Below are 16,110 nucleotides of genomic sequence, written 5' to 3' on the forward strand. Positions count from 1 at the left end.
ACCTTCCTGTGTGCGGGGCGGGACCCGACGGGTCAGGCGATCTCGACCTGGCTGAGGAACGCCTCGAGCGCGTCCAGGGACGCCTCGGCCTCGGGGCCGTCGACCTCCGTGGTCAGCACGACGGTCTCGCCCGCGGCGGCACCCAGCGTCATGACGCCCAGGATGCTCGCGGCCTGCACGGGGGCGGCGTCGCCCTTGCGCACCGAGACGGGGACCGGCTGCTTGCCGGCCTCCGCGACGAACAGGGCGGCGGGGCGGGCGTGCAGGCCCTCCGCGATGGCGACGACGACGGACCGTTCCATTGACCGACCTCCGGTGCGAGCGGGATCGTGCCCGGCAGTGGGCACGTCGTCGAGGGTACTGGTCTGGACCACTACCGGGGAAGTCGACCGCCGCGACGGTGCCCTCAGCCGGCCCGGACCTGGTCCACGCCCTTGTTCGCCAGCTGGTCCGCGCGCTCGTTGCCCGGGTCGCCCGCGTGGCCCTTCACCCAGTGCCAGCTGATCGCGTGCCGGGCGACCTCGGCGTCGAGCGCCTGCCACAGGTCCTGGTTCTTCACCGGCTTCTTGTCCGCCGTGCGCCACGAGTTCCGCTTCCAGCCCGCGATCCACTTCGTGACGCCGTTCATCACGTACTGCGAGTCGATGTGCAGGTCGATCCGGCACGCGGTCGTCAGGGCCCGCAGCCCCTCGATGACGGCCGTCAGCTCCATGCGGTTGTTCGTCGTCAGCGGCTCGCCGCCGAACAGCTCGCGCTCGTGGCCGCCGGACCGCAGCAGCACGCCCCAGCCGCCGGGCCCCGGGTTGCCCTTGCAGGCCCCGTCGGTCCACATCTCGACGGCGGGCGGGGGGTTCTCGGCGGCGCTCATGGTCGACCACTGTAGGGGCGCCCCCGGCGTGAAAGGATCGACGGGTGCCAGCCTCCCGCCAGACCCTCGCCGACCGGGTCCCGGCGGACCCCCACGACGCCGACGCGCTCTACGCCGCGTTCACCGGCTGGGCGCAGGACCAGGGCCTGACCCTGTACCCGCACCAGGAGGAGGCGCTGCTCGAGCTGGTCACCGGCTCGCACGTCATCCTGTCGACGCCCACCGGCTCCGGGAAGTCCCTCGTCGCGACCGCGGCGCACTTCGTCGCCCTCGCCCAGGGGCGCCGGACCTACTACACGGCCCCGCTGAAGGCGCTCGTCAGCGAGAAGTTCTTCGCGCTGGTCGAGGCGTTCGGGTCCGCGAACGTCGGCATGATGACCGGCGACTCGGCCGTGAACGCCGACGCGCCCATCATCTGCTGCACCGCCGAGATCCTGGCGAACCTGTCGCTGCGCCAGGGGCCGCGCGCGGACGTCGGCCAGGTCGTGATGGACGAGTTCCACTTCTACGCGGACCCGCAGCGCGGCTGGGCGTGGCAGGTGCCGCTGCTCGAGCTTCCCGAAGGCGCAGTTCCTGCTGATGTCGGCGACGCTCGGCGACGTGTCGTTCTTCGCGGAGGACATCGAGCGGCGCACCGACGTGCCCGTCTCCGTGGTCGCCGGCGCGGAGCGGCCGGTGCCGCTGACGTTCTCCTACGAGATCGAGCCGCTGCACGAGCTGCTGGAGATGCTGGTGCAGACCGGCCGCTCCCCCGTCTACGTCGTGCACTTCACGCAGAAGGAGGCGGTCGAGCGCGCGCAGTCGCTGCTGTCGACGAACCTCGCGACCCGCGAGCAGCGCGACCTGATCGCGGCCGAGCTCGGTGACTTCCGGTTCGGCCCGGGGTTCGGCAAGACGCTCTCCCGGCTGCTGCGGCACGGGGTCGGCGTGCACCACGCGGGCATGCTGCCCAAGTACCGCCGGGTCGTCGAGCGCCTGACCCAGAAGGGCATGCTGCGCGTCGTCTGCGGCACCGACACCCTGGGCGTCGGCATCAACGTCCCGATCCGCACCGTGCTGCTCACCTCGCTGGTCAAGTACGACGGCGTCCGGATGCGGCACCTGTCCGCGCGTGAGTTCCACCAGATCGCCGGGCGCGCGGGCCGGGCCGGCTACGACACCACCGGCGAGGTGCTGGTGCTCGCGCCCGAGCACGTGATCGAGAACCGCAAGGCCCTGCAGAAGGCCGGCGACGACCCGAAGAAGCTCAAGAAGATCGTCCGCAAGCAGGCGCCGGCGGGCATGGTCAACTGGACCGACAAGACCTTCGAGCGGCTGCGGGACGCCGAGCCGGAGCCGCTGACCTCGTCGTTCGCCGTGTCGCACGCGATGGTGCTGAACGTCCTCGCGCGCGAGGGCGACCCCGTCGAGGCGATGCGGCACCTGCTGCTCGACAACCACGAGCCGGAGTCCTCCCGAGGGCGCCTCGTCCGCCAGGCGGTGGCGATCTACCGGTCCCTGCGGGCCGCGGGCGTGGTCGAGCGGTTCGTCGAGCCCGGCCCCGGCCCCGAGCGCCTGCGCCGCACGGTGCGGCTCACCGTGGACGTGCCCCCGACGTTCGCGCTGAACCAGGCGCTGTCCCCGTTCGCCTACGCGGCGCTGGACCTGCTGGACCGCGAGGACCCGGCGTACGCGCACGACGTGGTCTCGATCATCGAGGCGACGCTCGACGACCCGCGCCAGGTGCTCGCCGCCCAGCAGAACAAGGCCCGCGGCGAGGCCGTCGCGGCGATGAAGGCCGACGGCATCGAGTACGAGGAGCGGATGGCGCTGCTCGAGGACGTCAGCTACCCGCGGCCGCTCGCCGAGCTGCTGAGCGCGTCCTTCCAGATCTACAAGCAGACCAACCCGTGGGTCGCCGACCAGGAGCTGTCGCCGAAGTCCGTGGTCCGCGAGATGCACGAGCGCGCCGCGACGTTCGCCGAGTACGTCTCGCTCTACCAGCTGGACCGCACCGAGGGCGTGCTGCTGCGCTACCTCGCCGACGCGTTCCGGGCGCTGCGCCAGACGGTCCCGGAGGACGCCCGCACCGAGGAGCTGCACGAGATCATCGACTGGCTCGGGGACCTGGTGCGCCGCACCGACTCGAGCCTGCTGGACGAGTGGGAGCGCCTGGCGCACCCGGCCGACCTCGACGACGCGACGGTCACCGCCTCCCGCCCCGAGGACGACGCGCCGCCGCCGGTCACCACCAACACGCGGGTGTTCCGCGCGCTGGTCCGCGGGGCCCTGTTCCGCCGGGTCGACCTGGCCGCGCGCGAGGCCTACCCGGCGCTGGCCGCGCTCGGTGACCGGGACGCCGCCGACGAGCCGTGGACCGCCGACCGCTGGGCCGACGCGCTCGACCCGTTCTACGACGACCACGACGAGATCCTCACCGGCCCGGCCGCGCGCGGACCGGCGCTGTTCCAGGTGGACCAGCGCCCCGAGGGCCACGGCGAGGCGGGGCGGCGGGGCGACCTGTGGTTCGTCCGGCAGATCCTCGACGACCCCGCCGGCGACCACGACTGGCGGGTCGACGCGCTGGTCGACCTGCCCGCCTCGGACGCCGCCGGTGAGGCCGTGCTGCGGGTGCTCGCGGTGGGCCCGCTCTGACCTGCGAGAACGGCTGGAGTCGTTCCAGATAAGGACAGGCATACCTGCGTTTGCGCAGGTCAGGGCAGCCTTTCCTGTGATGACACGTCGTCAGGAACGGCCTACCGTGAGCGTTATGAGCACGCTGTCGAACCTCCTGCTGACCACCGACCGCACCCCCGCGCGTCCGGCGCAGGTGCCCGTGCGCGAGACCGACCCCACCCTCCCGACCGCCGAGCGGATCAACTGGCTGCGTGCCGGTGTGCTCGGCGCCAACGACGGCATCGTCTCGATCGCCGCCACCGTCGTGGGTGTCGCGGGCGCCTCGACCGGCGTGTCCGCGCTCGCGATCGCCGGCGTCGCCGCGCTGGTCGCCGGCGCGCTGTCGATGGCCGCCGGCGAGTACGTGTCGGTCAGCAGCCAGCGCGACGCCGAGCGCGTCCTGCGCGACCGCGGGCTGCTCGACGCCGAGGTCGGCCTCACCAACCCGTGGCACGCCGCACTCGCCTCGCTGGTCGCGTTCGTCGCCGGCGGACTCGTGCCGCTGCTGGTCGTGCTCGCGCCCTGGGGCGGCGGCAGGATCGTCGCGACGTTCGTGGCGGTCGTCGTGGCGCTCGTCGTCACCGGCTCCGTCAGCGCCCGCCTCGGCGGCGCCCCCGCCGGCCGGGCCGTCCTGCGCAACGTGGTCGGCGGCTCGCTGGCGATGGCGATCACCTACGGCATCGGCACGCTCGTCGGGCTCGCGGTCTGACCCGGCCCTACGCTGGCCGGATGACCCGGCTGACCGGCACCACCACCGGGCTGGGCCGCGCCGCCGCCGTCCTGCTCGCCGCCACCGCGCTGCTGCTCGTGCCGTCGTGGTTCGGGCGCCCCGAGGTCGCCTGGCTGCTGCCGCTCGCCGCAGCGGCGGCCGTGGGGTTCGACCTGCTCGTGGACCCCGAGAACCGCGCCGCCCGACCCGGGCCCGCGCTGCTGGCGTGCCTCGGGACCGGTGCGGCGCTCGGCGGGGTGGCGCTGGCGGTCGCGGCGGTCGTCCGCGTGCCGGCCGCCGACGACCCGGGCGCGCTGCTGCTCGGCGGCGCCGCGCTCGTCGCCGGGCTGGCGCTCGGCGGCGCCCTGCTGTCCGCGTCCGCGGCGACCACCCGCCGCTGACCCCGGTCTCCCGCCCAGGTCGAACGCCGACGGCGGACGCGCGGCGCGGCGTTCGTAGGATGACGGGGTGAGCAAGCACGCACCCTCCGGCACGCCCGCGCTGGCCGCCCTCGCCGCCGCGGGGGTCCCCCACACCGCGCACCCGTACGAGCACGACCCGCGCAGCACGGTCGGCTACGGGCTGGAGGCCGCCGAGGTGCTCGGGGTCGAGCCCGACCGGGTGTTCAAGACCCTGATGGCCAGCGTCGACGGGACCCTGACGGTCGCGGTGGTGCCCGTCACCGGCAAGCTCGACCTCAAGGCCCTCGCGCACGCCGTCGGCGGGAAGAAGGCCGCGATGGCCGACCCCGCCGCCGCCGAGCGCGCGACCGGCTACGTCGTCGGGGGCATCTCCCCGCTCGGCCAGCGGACCGCGCACCCGACGGTCGTCGACGAGACGGTCGAGCTGTTCGACACCGTGCTCGTCTCCGGCGGCCGCCGCGGCCTCGACGTCGAGCTGGCCCCCGCCGACCTGATCGCCCTCACGTCGGCCACCGTCGCGGACATCGCCCGCCACTGAGCGGCGCTCGGCAGCCGAGGTCGAGGGTTCGTGACGCGATCGGGCGCTGAGACCCTCGACCTCGCGTGGAACCCTCGACCTCGACGCCCGGGTCCGCGCGGGCGGGGCGTTAGGGTCGGGGGCATGGGGGGTGGGGTGGCGGAGCGGCTGGCGCGGGTGCGGGGGCGGATCGCCGCCGCGGAGGCCGCCGCCGGGCGCGAGCCGGGGTCGGTGCGGCTGCTGCTGGCGACGAAGACCCTGGACGCCGCGACCGTCCGGGAGGCCGTGCTCGCCGACGCCGCCGCGACCGCGACGACCGCCGGCCACGCGCATCGGGTGCTGCTCGGGGAGAACCGGGTGCAGGAGCTGGTGGCCAAGGCGCCCGACCTCGCCGACCTGGCGCCGGAGCTGCACCTCATCGGCCCGCTGCAGTCCAACAAGGTGAACGCCGCGCTCCGCTGGGCGACCTGCGTGCAGAGCGTCGACTCCCCCGCCCTGGCCGAGCGGCTGGCCCGGCGGTGCGCCGACACCGACCGGGTGCTCGACGTGCTGGTGCAGGTGAACGTGTCCGGCGAGCCGACGAAGCACGGTGTCGCCCCGGGGGACGCGATCGACCTGGTCCGGGCCGTCGCGGGCCACGACCGGCTGCGGCTGCGCGGGTTCATGACGGTCGGCGCGAACTCCCCGGACGAGCGCGAGGTCCGCGCCGGGTACGCCGCGCTGCGCGATCTGCGGGACAAGGTCGTCGACTCCGGCGAGCCGGGCACGGCCGGCGCCGTGGAGCTGTCGATGGGCATGAGCCGCGACCTCGAGGCGGCGGTGGCCGAGGGCGCGACCGTCGTGCGCGTCGGCACCGCCGTGTTCGGCGCCCGGCCGGCCCCACCGGTGCCGGCATGACCGACGACGGCCGGTTCCCCCGGCAGGTCTACGCCCGCGGGTCCGAGCCGGACGGCCGGTTCTCCCTGGCCAACGAGCGCACGTTCCTGGCCTGGGTCCGCACCGCGCTGGCGCTGCTCGCGGGCGGCGTGGCGCTCGAGGCGCTGGACCTGCCCGTCGAGCCGCACCTGCGGCTGGCGGCGTCGCTCGTGCTGCTGGTGCTCGGCATCGTCGCGCCCGTGCAGGCGTGGTTCGGCTGGGCACGCGCGGAGCGGGCGCTGCGCGAGCGGCGGCCGCTGCCAGCGCCGGTGCTGGGCGGGCCGCTCGCCGCCGGGGTCGCGCTGGCCGGTGCTCTGGTGCTGGTCGGGCTGCTGGTGCGGTGACCGGACCCGACGCGCAGCCCGGCGCGGCGCCCGGTGCACAGCCCGAGCGGACGGCGCTCGCGTGGCGACGCACCGCGCTGGCGCTGGCGGCGGGCGCCCTGGTCGGCGGGCGGGTGCTGGAGCCGTGGCTCGGACTGCTGGTGTGGCTGCCGGTCGCGGTCGGGGTGCTCGCGGCGGTCGCGCTGGCCCGGGCGGGCGGGCGCCGGGCCGCGCGGTGGTCCGCGGTGCTGGACGCGTCGTCGGACGCCCGCGTGCCCGGTGGCGGGCCGCTCGCCGTGACCGCCGCCGGGGCGGTCGTGCTGGGCGGTGCGGCGCTGGTCGTCGTGCTGCGGCACGCCGCGGCCGGCTGAGCGTTACCGCCCGTACGCGGCGAACGGCCGGTCGGTCGGCACGATCTCCTTGCCCAGCGGCAGCAGCGACACCGGGATCATCTTGAGGTTCGCGACGGCCAGCGGGATCCCGACGATCGTCACCGCCTGCGCGAGCGCGGTGGTCAGGTGCCCGAGCACGAGCCACCAGCCGGCGACGAGCACCCAGATCACGTTGCCGATCGCGGACCACGCGCCGGCGCGCGGGTGGTCGACGACCGTCCGGCCGAACGGCCACAGCGCGTAGCCGGCCATCCGGAACGACGCGATGCCGAACGGGATCGTCACGATCAGCACGCAGCAGACGATCCCGGCGAGCACGTAGCCCAGCGCGAGCCACAGGCCGCCGAACACGAGCCAGATGAGGTTGAGGAGTGCCTTCACCCCCTCAGCCTCGCCCACCCGGCGCGCCCGCGGTATCCGGGACCACCCCGAGCCGCCCCTGGTCCGCCGACACGGGACCGTCCGGGCTCACGGCACCCGCGCGGTCCACTCCGGGTTGCCGAACTTCTCCGCCACGAGCTCCTGCGCCCGGGCGAGCTCCTCGGGACGCAGCGCGCCGTCGACCGTGGTGTACCGGGAGCGGAAGTACGCGATGAACGCGTCGATGACCGCCTCGCGCGGCATGCCGGTCTGCGAGCGCACCGGGTCGACCCGCTTGTTGGCGCTGGCCGTGCCCTTGTCGGACAGCTTCTCGCGGCCGATCCGCAGCACCTCGACCATCTTGTCCGCGTCGATGTCGTAGGCCATCGTCATGTGGTGCAGGACGGCGCCGCCGGCGAGCCGCTTCTGCGCGGAGCCCGCGATCTTGCCCGCGGGCGAGGCGATGTCGTTGAGCCCGGCGAACGTCGCCGTGACCCCGACCTCGGCGAGCGCGCCGATCACCCAGTCGTCGAGGAACCGGTAGGACTGCTCGAACGACAGGCCGTCGACCAGCGACGCGGGCACCACCAGCGAGAACGTGATGCAGTTGCCGGACTCCATGAACATGGCGCCGCCGCCGGAGATCCGCCGGACCACGGTGACCCCGTGCTTCGCGACGCCCTCGGGGTCGACCTCGTTGCGCAGCGACTGGAACGAGCCGATGAACACCGCGCGCTCCTCCCACTCCCAGAACCGCAGGGTTGGTCCGCGCCGGCCGGCGGCGAGCTCCTCGGTGAGCACCTGGTCCAGCGCGCCCAGCACGGCCGGCGGCAGCGGGCCGGGGTGGATGAGCTCGAACGTGTGGTCCTGCCACCCGGTCGCGTGCCCGAGCGCGCGGCGCACCGCGATGGCGACGGACTCGGCGGTGAACCCGACCATCTGCACGGGCGACTCGACCCGGCCGTCGGACTCGGCCCGGCGCAGCTCGGCCTCGATCGCGGCGGTCAGGTCCGGCACGCGCGCCTGCGCGGGCTGCCCGCGCAGCGCCTGGTCGATCACCGCCAGCGCGGAGTCGGGCTCGAGGAAGAAGTCGCCGCTGACGCTCACCTGAGCGAGCGCACCGTCGACCACCTCCACGTCAGCCGCCACGAGCTTGCCACCGGGGACCTTGTACTCACCGCGCACGGTCCCGATCGTAGGCCCCCGACCGGCGGGCGTGGGCGCGGTCCTCAGCCCAGGGAGTCCAGCGCCCGCTGGGCGGCCGACGCGGCGACCTCGGCGAGCACCGCGGGGTCCCCGGGGTCGCCCGCCGGATCGACCGACGACGCGGTGGTCGTCACGAGGGCGTTCCCCGCGAGCGCCGTCACCTCGACCTCGGGGCTGGTCGCACCCTCGGCGGTGAGCACCTGCCGGTGCGCGGTGGTCGGCACCGCGCCGCGGTCGGTGGTTGGCGGCTCCGCGGTCCACGAGCCGCCGTCGACGCCCGGCGTCACCTGCTGGAACTGCGCACACTCCCCGAGCGTGCCCACCAGCGCGTCGAACGCGTCCCCCGCGGCGACGGCGTCGGGCAGCACCGCGACCGTCTGCAGCACGACCACCACGTCCGACGTGGCCAACCGGCGCAGGAACACCTCCGGCTCCTGCTCGACGACCGTCACCGCCGGGGTGCAGGACGCGGGCTGGACGACCGAGCCCTCCGGCAGCCCCCACCGGGCTCCCTCGGCGTCGGCGAGGCTCAGCCCCGCGGCGTCCGGGACCGCCCGGGCCAGCTCGGCGTCGGTGAGGAACAGCCCGGCGGCGGTCCTGGCGTCGAACCCGGGCGCCACGGAGGCCCCGGGTGCGGGTTGCGCGGTCGGGCCGGCCGTCGCCGGCGCGGACGCCGTGCCCGCGGCGGTCGGGGTCGCCCCGGCGTCCGGCGACGGGGCCGGCGACCAGGGCCGCCACGCCACCAGCCCCGCGACCACCAGCGCCGCCACCAGCGCGACCAGCCAGGGCCAGAACCGGGAGCGGTCCGGTGCGGTGGGGGCGTCGGGCGTGCGGTCGGGCATGGACCGTCCTCCTCGTGACGGGGGGTGTCCTCCGCCACGCTACGGGCGGGACGGGGCGCTCGCGACGGGGGGAGGTCGGTCCGGGCCGCGCGGCTCAGGCCCGCAGCACCAGCGCCTGCACGACCGGGCCGACGACGACCAGGTGCATCAGCCCGAAGAACACCCCGGCCACCGCAGTGAACCCGACCGCCTGCGCGGCACGCCCGCGCTCGCGCAGGTGCCGCAGCACCTGCGCGACGAGCGACCACGGGTGCAGCACGTCCCAGGTGTTCACGCGGACGTGCCGGCCCAGGTAGATGCCGAACGCGGCGAGCAGCAGCGTCACGCCGGTCAGCACGCGCACCTCGGTGCTCACCAGCGCGGCGACGTCCCCGTACCGCAGCGCCGCGTAGACCAGCTGGACCAGCAGCACGTTGCCCAGCATGTTGAGCACGCCGGACATCGCCAGGGTCAGCACGAGCAGCACGTCGTACCACTCCGGGACCCCGTCGTCCGCGCGCCGGTGCGACAGGTTGAGCTCCGTGATGAGGTACCCGGCGTTGGGCAGCAGCAGGAGCCACACCAGCAGGAGGAGCACCGCGAGCACGACGAGCACCGCGGCCGGCACACCGGCGACGGACAGCAGCGCGCCCACCCCGAGCCCGACCCCCAGCACCAGGAGGGGTGCGACCGACAGCCCGATGTTGAGCAGCATGGGCCGGTACAGGCGCGCGCGGAAGACGCGTGCGCGCGCCAGGACGAGCACGACGGCGAGCACGTTCATGCCCATCGCGCCCAGCACCGTGTCGTTGATCACCGCAGGCTCCCGCCGCCGCGCGCCCGGCCGGCCCGGGCGATCTGCCTCCGACCGTAGCGGGCAGGGGGACGTCGCCCGAGGTCACGGCAGCACGGTACTCAACGCGCGACGATGCCCCGGTTCCGCAGGCCCCAGATCGCCGAGTCCGTCAGCGCCTCCCAGGCGGCCTCGATCAGGTTCGGCCCGACCCCGACGGTGGACCAGGCGGTCTGGCCGTCGCTGGTCTCGATCAGCACCCGGGTCACCGCGTCGGTGCCGTGCATGGCGTCGAGGATGCGGACCTTGAAGTCGATCAGCTCGAACGCCGCGAGCTCCGGGTACACCCGCTGCAGCGCGAGCCGCAGCGCGTGGTCCAGGGCGTTGACGGGACCGTTCCCCTCACCGGTGGCGACGATCCGCTCCCCGCCGGCGTGCAGCTTCACGGTCGCCTCGGCGGTCGCCGGGGTGCCGCGGGAGCCCGCACGCTCGACGATCGTCCGCCAGCTCTCCACCCGGAAGTACCCGGGGCGGGCGCCGTCGACCTCCTCGGCGAGCAGCAGCTCGAAGGAGGCGTCGGCGGCGTCGTAGGTGTAGCCCTGCGCCTCGGCGTCCTTGACCCGGTTGGTCACCCGGGTCAGCACGTCGTGCCGGCCGGCCAGGTCGAACCCGAGCTCGCGGCCCTTGAGCCTCGATGGACGCGCGGCCCGCCATCTCCGAGACGAGCATCCGCATGTCGTTGCCGACGGCCTGCGGGTCGATGTGCTGGTAGAGGTCGGGGTCGACCTTGATCGCCGACGCGTGCAGCCCGGCCTTGTGCGCGAACGCGCTCGCGCCGACGTACGGCTGGCGGGCGAACGGGGCGATGTTGGTGATCTCGCTGATCTGGTGCGCGATCCGAGTCATCTCCGCGAGGCCGCCGGGGCCGTCGGGCGGCGGGACCAGGACGCTGCGGCCGGTCTTGAGCTCGAGGTTCGCGACGGTCGCGAGCAGGTCGGCGTTCCCGGTGCGCTCCCCGTAGCCGTTGACCGTGCCCTGGAGGTGCACGGCGCCGGCCTCGACCGCCGCGATCGAGTTCGCTACCGCGCAGCCGGAGTCGTTGTGCGCGTGGATGCCGAGCCGGGTCAGCCGGTCGGCGGTGCCGAGCGCGGCGCGCAGGTCGCGGACCACCTCGGTGATCCCGGTCGGGAGCATCCCGCCGTTGGTGTCGCACAGCACGACCGTCTCGGCGCCGGCCTCGACCGCGGCGAGCACGACGTCGCGCGCGTACGCGGGGTCGAACCGGAACCCGTCGAAGAAGTGCTCGGCGTCGACGACCACGCGCCGACCCTCGCCGACGAGCAGCGCGACGGAGTCCGCGACCATCGCCAGGTTCTCCGCGCCGGTGGTGCGCAGCGCCCGCTCGACGTGCCGGGAGTCGCTCTTGGCGACGAGCGTGACCACCGGCGCCTCGGAGTCGAGCAGCGCCCGCAGCTGCGCGTCGTCCCACGCCCGGACGCCCGGCTTGCGGGTGGCGCCGAACGCCGCGAGCACCGCGCGCCGCAGGTCGAGCTCCTCGGCCGCGCGCGCGAAGAACTCGGTGTCCTTCGGGATCGCGCCCGGCCAGCCGCCCTCGATGTACCCGACGCCGAGCTCGTCCAGCAGCGGCGCGATCGCGAGCTTGTCGGCGACCGACAGGTTCATGCCCTCCTGCTGGGCGCCGTCGCGCAGCGTCGTGTCGTAGACGTCGAACGCGGCGGGCCCGCCGGCGGCGGGGTGGGCGGTCCCGGTGCGGGGCAGGCGCGCGGGGGGCGTGGGCTGCGTGGGCTCTGCGGTCACGGGTCGTTCTTCTCTCGGCGAGGTGACGAGGACGGCGTGCGGTGCCGGGGTGGTGCACGGGGTGGAGCAACAAAAAGACCCCCCGGGTTCGGGAGGTCGGCGCGTCCGCGGTGGTGGGCGGACGCGCTACGCGATGACGATCGGTCGGAGGTCGGTCACGACCCCATCGTGACACACGCCACGCCCGGCGTCAGCCCCGCCCAGCCCGCGAGACGCGCGGGCGGACGGGGCCGACGACGACGCGTCAGACCAGGCGGTGCATCCAGCCGTGGGTGTCGGCGGTGCGGCCGTACTGGATGTCCGTGAGGCGGGTGCGGATGCTCTGCATGACGGGCCCGGCGTGGCCGTCGCCCACGGTCTCGTCGAAGTCGGTGCCGGCGAGCCGGCCGATCGGGGTGACCACCGCGGCGGTGCCGCAGGCGAACACCTCGGCGACGCTGCCGTCGCGCAGGCCGGCGAGCAGCTCGGTCAGCGGGATGTCCCGCTCGGTGACCTCGCGGCCGTCCTCGGTGAGCAGCTGCAGGATGGACGAGCGCGTGACGCCCTCGAGGATCGAGCCGGTCAGGCGCGGGGTCGACACGGAGCCGTCGGCGTGCACGACGAACACGTTCATGCCGCCGAGCTCCTCGATCAGGGTGCCGGTCGCGGCGTCGAGGAAGCAGACCTGCTCGCAGCCGCGGGCGTAGGCCTCCTGCTGGGGCAGCAGGCTCGCGGCGTAGTTGCCACCGCACTTCGCCGCACCGGTGCCGCCGGCCGCGGCGCGCGCGTAGTCCTGGGACACCCAGATCGACACCGGCTGCACGCCGCCCGCGAAGTAGGAGCCGACCGGGGAGGCGATGACCAGGTACTCGGCCCCGAGGCTGGGCCGCACGCCGAGGAACGCCTCGGACGCGTACATGAACGGCCGCAGGTACAGCGAGGTCTCCTCGCCCGACGGCACCCAGTCGACGTCGGTCCGCACGAGGGCGGTGACCGAGCCGAGGAAGTCCTCGGTGGACAGCTCGGGCAGGGCGAGCCGGCGGGCGGAGCGCTGCAGCCGCTCGGCGTTCGCCCACGGGCGGAAGGTCCAGACCGACCCGTCGTCGTGCCGGTAGGCCTTCATGCCCTCGAAGATCTCCTGCGCGTAGTGCAGGACGGCGGTCGCGGGGTCGAGCTGCAGCGGGCCGTACTTCTCGACGCGGCGGTCGTGCCAGCCCAGGCCCTCGGTCCAGGTGACGCGCGCCATGTGGTCGGTGAAGACGGTGCCGAACTTCGGGGTGGCGAGCAGCGACTCCCGCTCGGCGTCGGGCCGCGGGCTGTCGGAGGGGCGCACCTCGAAGGGTGCGGCCAGGTCGGTCGTGTCGGAGGTGCTCATGAGTCTGCGGCCTTTCACCAGGAGTCGGTCTGACGGTACCTGGGCGACGGCCGGATGGGCACGGCGCTGCCCCTCGACGCGGCTGCGGCGAGGGGCGGGCGCCCGGAGCGGATCAGCCGGCGATGCGCGCGGCGAGGTCCTGGCCCACCTCGGCCGTCGTGCGTACTCGGCCGGCCCGCTCGAGGACGTCGGCGGCGACGGCGGCCTCGACCCGGGCGGCGGCGTCGGCCTCGCCCAGGTGCTCGAGCAGCAGCGCGACGGACAGCACGGTCGCGGTGGGGTCGGCCTTGCCCTGCCCGGCGATGTCCGGGGCGGAGCCGTGCACGGGCTCGAACATGCTCGGCGCGGTGCGGTCCGGGTTGATGTTCGCGGACGCCGCGAGCCCGATGCCGCCGACGATCGCCGCGGCGAGGTCGGTGAGGATGTCGCCGAAGAGGTTGTCGGTGACGATCACGTCGAACCGGGCCGGGTCGGTGACCAGGAAGATGGTCGCGGCGTCGACGTGCAGGTAGTCGACCGTGACGTCGGGGAACTCGGCGTTGACGGCCTCGACCGTGCGGCGCCACAGGTGCCCGGCGTGCACGAGCACGTTGTGCTTGTGCACCAGCGTCAGCTTCTTGCGCGGGCGGGCGGCGGCCCGGGCGAACGCGTCGCGGACCACGCGCTCGACGCCGAACGCCGTGTTGACGCTGACCTCGTTGGCGACCTCGTGCGGGGTGCCGACACGGATGGCGCCGCCGTTGCCGACGTACGGGCCCTCGGTGCCCTCGCGGACGACGACGAAGTCGACCTCGCCCGGGTCGGCCAGCGGGGACGCCACGCCGGCGTAGAGCTTGGAGGGGCGCAGGTTCACGTAGTGGTCCAGGGCGAACCGCAGCCTGAGCAGCAGCCCGCGCTCGAGGACGCCGGACGGGACGCCCGGGTCGCCGATCGCGCCGAGCAGGATCGCGTCGTGGGTGCGGATCGCCGCGAGGTCGGCGTCGGTGAGCGTCTCGCCCGTGGCGTGCCAGCGGCGCGCGCCGAGGTCGTACTCCGTCGTGGTGACCGTCGAGCCGGAGCCGGACAGCGCCGCGTCCAGGGCGAGGAGCCCCTGCTCCACGACCTCGGTACCGATGCCGTCACCAGCGACGACTGCCAGGTTGATCTGCTGCGCCATGCCGGACACCCTAGTCGCGCGTCTTACGGAACGGGACGGCCGTCTCAGGCCTCGGACACCGGCGCGGACGGGCCGCGGTCGCCGGGCCGGGGGTACAGGAGCTCGAACCGCTCCGTCACGACGGGCATCCCCGGGGCGAACGCCGCGCCGAGCGGCTCCAGCGCCCGGTGCCAGTACGCCTCGTGCTCGGTGCGCCACGACGCGAGCGTCCGGTCGCCCTCGCCCTCCGCGGCCGCCAGGTCCTCGTCGACCTGGTCGAACGGCACGGTGTCGACGGCGGTCGTGCGGACCAGGGCCGCCGGTCGGCCCGCGCTGTCCAGCACGATCGCGAGGTCGCCGCGCTGCGGGAGCGCCTCGCCCGCGAGCTCGTACTCGACCAGGGCGGACGACGTCGCGGTCTTCTCCCCCGCGAGCACCAGGCCCAGCAGGCGGTCGGCGAGCCCGGGGTCGTCGCCGAACGTCCAGGTCGGCGGCACCATCGACCCCGACACCCCCGGCCCCGCCACGGCGGCGACCCGGACGACGCCGGCCCGGACCCGGGCGACCTCCCAGAACGCGAGGATCTCGTCGGCGTGCGTGCTGGCGGCGGCGTCGTCGGTCATGCGACCCATCCTCCCCCACGCCGCTCGTGTCTCCCCGGGAACGGCCGACGCCGAGACAGGTCCTCCCGACCGAGACAGGGCCGTAGGAGGTCCTGTCTCGGCGCGGGAGTCCTGTCTCGGCGTCAGCAGCGCGGGTGCGCGGCCGTCAGCGCGCGGCCGAGCCCTCCACGTAGTCCGTGTCCGAGGGCTTCACCCACGCGAACAGCTTGCGCAGCTCGCGGCCCACGGGCTCGATCGGGTGGTTCTGGCCCTTGGCGCGCAGCTCCTGGAACTCGGGGGCGCCCGCGTCCTGGTCGGCGATGAACCGCTCCGCGAAGACGCCGTTCTGGATGTCCGCGAGGACGGCCTTCATGTTCTCCTTCACCTCGGGCGTGATGACCCGGGGACCGGAGACGTAGTCGCCGTACTCGGCGGTGTCGGACACCGACCAGCGCTGCTTGGTGATGCCGCCCTCCCAGATGAGGTCGACGATCAGCTTCGAGCTCGTGCAGCACCTCGAAGTACGCGACCTCGGGCTGGTAGCCGGCCTCGGTCAGCGTCTCGAAGCCGTACTGGATCAGCTGGGACACGCCGCCGCACAGGACGGCCTGCTCGCCGAACAGGTCGGTCTCGGTCTCCTCGGTGAACGTGGTCTTGATGCCGGCCGCACGCAGGCCGCCGATGCCCTTCGCGTAGGACAGCGCGAGCTGCCAGGCAGCGCCGGACGCGTCCTGCTCGACGGCGACGATCACGGGCACGCCGCGGCCGTCGACGTACTCGCGGCGCACGAGGTGGCCCGGGCCCTTGGGGGCGACCATGACGATGTCGTGGCCGGCCTCGGGCTTGATGTAGCCGAACCGGATGTTGAAGCCGTGGCCGAACACCAGGGCCGCGCCCGCGCGCAGGTTCGGGGCGATCTCGTCGCGGTAGATGTGCCGCTGGACCTGGTCCGGGGCGAGGATGACGACGACGTCGGCGCCCTTGACCGCGTCGGCGACCGTCGCGACCGCGAGGCCCTCGTTCTCCGCCTTGGCCCGGGAGGCCGAGCCCTCGCGCAGACCGACGGTGACGTCGACGCCCGAGTCGCGCAGGTTCAGCGCGTGCGCGTGCCCCTGGCTGCCGTAGCCGATGACGGCGACCTTCTTGTTCTGGATGACCGACAGGTCGGCGTCGTCGTCGTAGAACAGCTCAGCCACGATGGTTCTCCTTGGTGATCGGGT

15 protein-coding genes and 3 pseudogenes are annotated in these 16,110 nt (G+C 74.4%); 7 read left to right on the top strand and 11 right to left on the bottom strand.

The window, feature by feature from the left end:
* Positions 1–32 precede the first annotated feature (32 nt).
* On the bottom strand, positions 33–302 hold the full coding sequence (locus AC1VL8_RS17970) for an HPr family phosphocarrier protein (protein ID WP_389235012.1): 270 nt from the start codon (positions 300–302) through the stop codon (positions 33–35).
* Between the two features lie 104 nt (positions 303–406).
* Positions 407–868, bottom strand: coding sequence for a ribonuclease HI (gene rnhA / locus AC1VL8_RS17975; RefSeq protein ID WP_483076117.1), 462 nt, complete (start codon positions 866–868; stop codon positions 407–409).
* Positions 869–912: 44 nt separating this feature from the next.
* Here rnhA and AC1VL8_RS17980 point away from each other — a divergent pair.
* From AC1VL8_RS17980 to AC1VL8_RS18010, 7 genes and pseudogenes are all read left to right on the top strand, one after another.
* Positions 913–3,502 (top strand): annotated as a pseudogene (locus tag AC1VL8_RS17980) (DEAD/DEAH box helicase).
* A 115-nt stretch (positions 3,503–3,617) separates the two neighbouring features.
* Positions 3,618–4,232 (top strand): VIT1/CCC1 transporter family protein, encoded by a 615-nt coding sequence (locus tag AC1VL8_RS17985; protein WP_483076118.1) that lies wholly within the window; start codon positions 3,618–3,620, stop codon positions 4,230–4,232.
* Positions 4,233–4,252: 20 nt separating this feature from the next.
* Positions 4,253–4,633, top strand: a complete 381-nt coding sequence (locus tag AC1VL8_RS17990) for a hypothetical protein (RefSeq protein ID WP_483076119.1) — start codon at positions 4,253–4,255, stop codon at positions 4,631–4,633.
* 67 nt (positions 4,634–4,700) lie between these two features.
* Positions 4,701–5,192 carry a Cys-tRNA(Pro) deacylase gene (gene ybaK / locus AC1VL8_RS17995; protein WP_483076120.1) on the top strand — a complete coding sequence of 164 codons (492 nt, stop codon included), beginning with the start codon at positions 4,701–4,703 and terminating at the stop codon, positions 5,190–5,192.
* A 123-nt stretch (positions 5,193–5,315) separates the two neighbouring features.
* Positions 5,316–6,068: a YggS family pyridoxal phosphate-dependent enzyme gene (locus AC1VL8_RS18000; protein ID WP_483076121.1), complete on the top strand. Its 753-nt coding sequence runs from the start codon at positions 5,316–5,318 to the stop codon at positions 6,066–6,068.
* Positions 6,065–6,430: a YidH family protein gene (locus AC1VL8_RS18005; protein WP_483076122.1), complete on the top strand. Its 366-nt coding sequence runs from the start codon at positions 6,065–6,067 to the stop codon at positions 6,428–6,430. Before AC1VL8_RS18000 ends, AC1VL8_RS18005 begins: the two co-directional genes overlap by 4 nt.
* Entirely contained in the window at positions 6,427–6,780 is a 354-nt protein-coding gene (locus tag AC1VL8_RS18010) for a DUF202 domain-containing protein (RefSeq protein WP_483076123.1), read from the top strand. The genes AC1VL8_RS18005 and AC1VL8_RS18010 overlap by 4 nt, the downstream gene beginning before the upstream one ends.
* A gap of 3 nt (positions 6,781–6,783) precedes the next feature.
* On the opposite strand, the gene AC1VL8_RS18015 is transcribed toward AC1VL8_RS18010, so the two are convergent.
* The 9 genes and pseudogenes from AC1VL8_RS18015 to ilvC all read right to left on the bottom strand — a co-directional run bounded on the left by AC1VL8_RS18015 (position 6,784) and on the right by ilvC (position 16,086).
* Positions 6,784–7,182 carry a YccF domain-containing protein gene (locus AC1VL8_RS18015; RefSeq protein ID WP_483076124.1) on the bottom strand — a complete coding sequence of 133 codons (399 nt, stop codon included), beginning with the start codon at positions 7,180–7,182 and terminating at the stop codon, positions 6,784–6,786.
* Between the two features lie 87 nt (positions 7,183–7,269).
* Positions 7,270–8,346, bottom strand: coding sequence for a lipoate-protein ligase LplAB (lplAB, locus tag AC1VL8_RS18020; RefSeq protein ID WP_483076125.1), 1,077 nt, complete (start codon positions 8,344–8,346; stop codon positions 7,270–7,272).
* A gap of 44 nt (positions 8,347–8,390) precedes the next feature.
* The gene (locus AC1VL8_RS18025) at positions 8,391–9,209 is read right to left on the bottom strand and encodes a sensor domain-containing protein (protein WP_483076126.1); all 819 of its coding nucleotides are present in this window, start codon (positions 9,207–9,209) and stop codon (positions 8,391–8,393) included.
* 94 nt (positions 9,210–9,303) lie between these two features.
* The gene (locus AC1VL8_RS18030) at positions 9,304–10,005 is read right to left on the bottom strand and encodes a DUF1361 domain-containing protein (RefSeq protein WP_483076127.1); all 702 of its coding nucleotides are present in this window, start codon (positions 10,003–10,005) and stop codon (positions 9,304–9,306) included.
* Between the two features lie 98 nt (positions 10,006–10,103).
* Positions 10,104–11,664 (bottom strand): annotated as a pseudogene (gene cimA / locus AC1VL8_RS18035) (citramalate synthase).
* A 379-nt stretch (positions 11,665–12,043) separates the two neighbouring features.
* On the bottom strand, positions 12,044–13,153 hold the full coding sequence (locus tag AC1VL8_RS18040; protein WP_483076128.1) for a branched-chain amino acid aminotransferase: 1,110 nt from the start codon (positions 13,151–13,153) through the stop codon (positions 12,044–12,046).
* A gap of 112 nt (positions 13,154–13,265) precedes the next feature.
* Positions 13,266–14,309, bottom strand: coding sequence for a 3-isopropylmalate dehydrogenase (locus AC1VL8_RS18045; RefSeq protein ID WP_389234973.1), 1,044 nt, complete (start codon positions 14,307–14,309; stop codon positions 13,266–13,268).
* A 44-nt stretch (positions 14,310–14,353) separates the two neighbouring features.
* On the bottom strand, positions 14,354–14,911 hold the full coding sequence (locus tag AC1VL8_RS18050) for an ASCH domain-containing protein (RefSeq protein ID WP_483076129.1): 558 nt from the start codon (positions 14,909–14,911) through the stop codon (positions 14,354–14,356).
* A 145-nt stretch (positions 14,912–15,056) separates the two neighbouring features.
* Positions 15,057–16,086, bottom strand: a pseudogene (gene ilvC / locus AC1VL8_RS18055) (ketol-acid reductoisomerase).
* Positions 16,087–16,110 lie beyond the last annotated feature (24 nt).

It is taken from the genome of Cellulomonas sp. KU4C (assembly GCF_056868065.1).